The 4638-nt window shown below is 68.4% G+C and carries 4 protein-coding genes; 1 reads left to right on the top strand and 3 read right to left on the bottom strand.

Translation table 11 applies throughout. The features are described 5' to 3' along the window. Positions 1-153 precede the first annotated feature (153 nt). The gene (locus QSK52_RS38890) at positions 154-606 is read left to right on the top strand and encodes a hypothetical protein (protein ID WP_285741010.1); all 453 of its coding nucleotides are present in this window, start codon (positions 154-156) and stop codon (positions 604-606) included. A 30-nt stretch (positions 607-636) separates the two neighbouring features. On the opposite strand, the gene QSK52_RS38885 is transcribed toward QSK52_RS38890, so the two are convergent. From QSK52_RS38885 to QSK52_RS38875, 3 genes are read right to left on the bottom strand one after another with little or no spacing between them, the layout of a single operon-like run. Beyond that, positions 637-1089, bottom strand: coding sequence for a DUF6262 family protein (locus tag QSK52_RS38885; protein WP_285741009.1), 453 nt, complete (start codon positions 1087-1089; stop codon positions 637-639). A 5-nt stretch (positions 1090-1094) separates the two neighbouring features. Then, positions 1095-3284 carry a tyrosine-type recombinase/integrase gene (locus tag QSK52_RS38880; protein WP_285741008.1) on the bottom strand — a complete coding sequence of 730 codons (2190 nt, stop codon included), beginning with the start codon at positions 3282-3284 and terminating at the stop codon, positions 1095-1097. After that, positions 3281-4393: a tyrosine-type recombinase/integrase gene (locus tag QSK52_RS38875; RefSeq protein ID WP_285741007.1), complete on the bottom strand. Its 1113-nt coding sequence runs from the start codon at positions 4391-4393 to the stop codon at positions 3281-3283. Before QSK52_RS38875 ends, QSK52_RS38880 begins: the two co-directional genes overlap by 4 nt. Positions 4394-4638: the final 245 nt, after the last annotated feature.

The raw sequence follows: 4638 nt of genomic DNA, 5'->3' as shown, positions 1-4638 counted from the left end.
GAGTTATCTGGCGTTGTCCGGGCCAGCACAGGCATGTGCCCAGGTCAAAGCGCTGCTGATGCCGTCAGTAGCGATAGACCCTGCAGACTCGGGCATGTCCTGCCGCTCGGTAGGGTGCGGTGCGGCAGCGCCAGGCTGTCGCAAAGACGGAGGATGTGGCAGGTCACCGTGACTGTGTGGGACGAGATGTCCAAGTTGACCAAGGATCTGCTGTTCATGTCGCTGGATCACGCGGTGGACAACGCGGAGATCAGCGAAGAGGGGTTCATTCCGTTCTCCATGCGGGGAAGGAGCGATGGCCGTGGAGAGATGACTCGTTTCGTCGCCGACGACCTGCCTGAGAGCGTGCAGGCGGGCCGGAAGATGCTTGAGACCGTGCCGGAGGGGACGGTGGCAGTCACCCTCGCATGGGACGGCTATGCGACTCTGGACGGCCAGCGGACCGAGGCGGTGTTCGTCGAGGCCCATGAGATCGGCCTGCCCAAGAGCGTTGTTCTCGCACAACGCTATATGCGGGTCGATGGCAAGGTTCAGACGCTGGGGAACCCGATCCTGCAAGGTGAGACGGATCCGTTGGTGCGTTCGGTCGGCGTCCAGGAGCCCTGAGCCTCGCGGAGAGTCTCGAGGCGCCAGAAATCAGGGCTGAATCCCCAGCTCCTGGAGCCGCCGACACAGTCTCAGTAGTTCTCCGTGGGCGGCGGCCAGCCGTCGTTCGAGATCTTGGACGTGCTTTCGGCGGGCGGCGCGTTCCCGGCGGAGGGCCTCGGTGAGGCTATGGATCACCGTGCCGTCATCGGCTGACGGGTCCTGACGGAGGGGTCGGTGGTCAGCCCGTTGCTGGCCGCGCAGGGTTTCGATGCGTTTGCGCAGGTCGGTGTGGGTGTAGAGGAAGTCCAGGCTGACGCCCGCCGCGCGGGCCACAGCCCGGAAGTTGATCTCCTCGCCTGCTTTGACCAGTTGCCGGATGCCTGCCTCCGCTCGTTGGACGGCCTGCTTGTGCTTGTCCTGGGCTGCCTGCCGCAGGGCGGCGATGCGCCGGTTCTCGGCGGGGGCAGCGTCAGGGATCGAGGTGGTCGGCCGGGTCGTCATGCGGGCTATGTCCCTTTGTGATCAGGTGTGTTGGCGGTGTTCTGGTAGCCGGTGCGACCGAGCACGCCCGCGCCGCGGACAACGGCGGTGCTGTCGGCCGGGTGGGCTTCCAGGGCGGTGATCTCCAGCTGCATGCTGCGGATCTCCGCGTCGCGCTGTTCCAGCCAGACGTTGGCCGCGCTCATCGGTTCGCCGTAGCGTTCGGCGTGCCGGGCCTGCCGGCTGGCGACCAGGGCCTGGGTCTCCGCGAGTTGGCGCTGGATGTCCGGGAGGAAGGTGCGATCGGTGGCGAAGTGGTCGCATCCGTGGCAGGCGTTCCCCTTGTCGCAGGACCGGGTGGGCGGAAGCAGGCAGTAGCCGTTGGGCAGAATGCGGTCGGTGCGGCGGTCGAGTTGGACCAGGTCGAGCATGTCGCGGCGGTCCATGCCGATCTCGCGTCCATCTCGCCCGATCTTGGCCAGGGCGAGGAACTCGCGCTCCGCGGTGCTGGCCAGGGTCGCCGCGTAGCGCATCGTCATTTCCGGAGAGAGGTGGCCGAGGTAGCGCTGGACGACGTGGATGGGGGCTCCGGCGTTGATTAGGGTGGTCGCCTTCGTGTGGCGGAGCCGGTGGCTGCGGGAGTAGAGCAGGAGCTCGCCGCGGGAGTCGCGCAGGTCCAGGTGGTGGCTGAACTGCTTCAGGACGCGGTTGTAGTTGCTGGTCTCCCAGGACTTGGTGCCGTGCCGGTTGCCGGTGGTCTTTGGGAACAGGTAGCGGACCACGTCGGCGGGCCCGAGGTTCCAGTGCTCGCGCACCCACGCCTGCTGTTCCCGCACGATCTCGACCACGTCGCGGCCGACGAGGATGGTGTTCGGCGCCCCGTCGATCTTCGTCTGCTGGTAGCGGAGCCGGGCGACCATCCCGCCCTCGGGGACCGCGGCGGTGTCCAGGCCGGGGATGTCGGACAGTGGCTCGAAGTCCATCAGCAGCACCTCGCTGGCCCGGCGCCCGGTCAGGGCTTGGATCAGCCAGGCCCGCATGACCGCTGGCTGGCCGAAACCGGCCAGTTCGACCTGGCATGCATTGCGGACGAGGGCGCGTGTCTGCTCGGCGGGCAGGCCGAGGATCTCGATGTGGGTGAGCATGCTGCTGAGGTCGGTGTCATTGATGTAGTTGCGTTCATCCGCCTCGCGGAGCTCACGCTGTCGAGGCCGGTCGGCGGGGCGGAACATGCGGGCATGGCTGTCGGTGAGCTCCAGCCAGCGAGCGTCGTCGAGGGCCTCGGCCGCCTCGGCCCGGCAGTCGGCCATGACCCGGTAGAACAAGTCGATCGTCTGCAGGTTCTTGTTGATCGTCCGTGCCTGGAGGCTGCCGCCGACCTTGCGGCGGCCCGAATGCTCGCGCCGCCAGTGGTGCAGGAAGGTGCCGAATTCCAGCGCGAGGGAGCGCAGGCTCTGCTCAGAGCCCGCTGCCAGCGCGGGGTGGTCGATGCCGCGCTCTGTCACGAACGCCGCGAAGCGTGCGGTGTTCACGCGGTGCTGCATCACCGTGGACCAGGTCAGCTGCCCGGACTCCATCTGCAGTCGGAGGTAGAACTTGGTGCCTTCTCGCAGCCAGGCGGGGGTGATGTCGGCCCAGCGGACGGCGGTGTTCGCGCGCGGCTCGTGCTCGCGTCGCGGGATGCGCGGGTCCAGTCGCAGTGACCAGATGTCGTGTCGCCACCAGTCGATCTCGCTGCTGTACTGCCGCAGCAGCCGCTCCAGCATGCCGCGCAGAGCGTGCTCGGCCCGCAGCCGGTGCCCGGGGGCGGGCATCCGGTCCCTGTCTGCATGGAAGGCCCGGGCCCAGGCAACCATCCATTCGGTCAGCGGCAGGTCGGCGAAGGAGGTGACGTGCCGCTGGCGGGCGATGACGGCGGCCGCGGTGGTTGCCCAGCGGTTCCATTCGCTTGCGTGGATCTGCCGTTCGCCTGTGCGCGTGCAGGTGGCCAGCCACCAGCCGACTTCTCGGCGCATGACCTCGGGCAAGGCGGTGAGGTCCAGCCGGACCTGCCGGGATCCGCGCATGAACACCCCGGCCAGGCGCTCATCGCGCGGGTCGAACAGCGGGCCGGCGAAGGCCGGGTCCAAGCCGTCGACCAGCGCGGCGCTCTGGGCCCACCGGTCCGAGGCGGCCCCGTCCTTCGCCGCGGTCGGCGGGCGACTGTGATCGCTCATGCTGAACTCTCTTCCAGAACACGCCAGTTGGCGGTGAACGATTTCCAGTTCGCCAGCGTCTTCAGCTCGGCGTCCTCTGTGACCCAGCCGTAGAGGTTCAGCGTGGTCTGCACGTCGGCGTGACCAAGCCGTCGCATCACCACGTGTTCGTGGGCGCCTGCCAGCAGCAGCGCGGTCGCGTGGGTATGGCGCCACCAGTGCGGCGTCCATGCGGCGGGGACCGCCTTGCCCAGGCGGCGCTTCAGAGCGCCGACCAGGTCGTAGACAGTCTCCGGCCGCAGCGGAGCAAGCCACTCCCCGCGACGCAGGTTGACGAACACCCACCAGTTCTCCAGGTCCACGGCTCGGTGGGCGTCGGTGTCGCAGAGCTGCCACACGTACTCGCTGTGCAGACGCTCCAGGTCGTCGCTGATGTAGATGCGACGGAACCGGCTGTTCTTCACCCGGACCCCGGCCGGATGATCCTGCCGCGGCACGACCTCGACGAACGGGGTGCCGCCCCGGCCGACATGCCAGTCGCAGTGCTTGAGCGAGAGGCACTCGCCCAGCCGCATCCCGGTCTCGCTCAGCGTCGCGAACAGCAGCCGGTCGCGTACCGACCCCGACCACTGGCCCGAGGTCGCGTCGAAGCGCGCGCACCCGTCGAGGATCGCCTCGGCCTGGGCGGGTGTGAGCACTGGTGCTGGTCCGCGTTCGCGGCTTCGGACCCGCACCGCCGGGCTCGCGTGGTCGGCCCCGCGGTCCAGGTGGGCCAGGCCGCGGACGTATCGGCTGCGGGCCCGTCGCCCACCCATCCGGTAGAGCCGCCCAGCGACCGGCACGCCGTGGACATCCGCGTGATACCGGTAGAACGACAGCACCGCCGCCACCCGCAGCCCCACCGTCGACTCCGCCACCCCGCCCGCAGACGCCCCCGCGGCCGGCAGCCGGTGTACTCCGACCGGATCACCGGTCCGTAGCACTGTCAGGAACGGCAAGAATGACGGCAGCGTCACGGCGTCCCAGGCCAACCCAGCCGCTTCCAGGTACTCCCACCACGCACTCAGCGAAGCGGCGTACGACCTGACGGTGTTCGGTGACGCATCCCGGCCGACGCGCAGGAACTCCAAGAACTCCTCGATTGGCGCGACGGGCAAGTGATCCGGACCGACAACCGTCCATGTCCGCCCTGGACCCAACTCGACTCTCTGCACTGGCACAACGCCATGCTGCCGACGTCACCGACGCTGCCCGGGCACCCCAGATAGTGACACGCCAACGACCACCGTCACGAGTGAACCCCACGCTGACAGTCCTTCCAGACGGGCACAAGAGAACCCCAGATAACTGGAGGACTTCGACTACGACGCGAACC

It is taken from the genome of Kitasatospora phosalacinea, from assembly GCF_030268885.1.
Lineage (GTDB): Bacteria > Actinomycetota > Actinomycetes > Streptomycetales > Streptomycetaceae > Kitasatospora > Kitasatospora phosalacinea_C.
The sequence above is the reverse complement of the archived record's forward strand: the minus strand, read 5'-3'. Positions and strand labels throughout refer to the sequence as shown.

Coding starts and splice junctions, on each gene's coding strand:
- QSK52_RS38880 (WP_285741008.1), bottom strand. CDS start 3,284: ATGAGCGATCACAGTCGCCCGCCGACCGCGGCGAAGGACGGGGCCGCC.
- QSK52_RS38890 (WP_285741010.1), top strand. CDS start 154: ATGTGGCAGGTCACCGTGACTGTGTGGGACGAGATGTCCAAGTTGACC.
- QSK52_RS38885 (WP_285741009.1), bottom strand. CDS start 1,089: ATGACGACCCGGCCGACCACCTCGATCCCTGACGCTGCCCCCGCCGAG.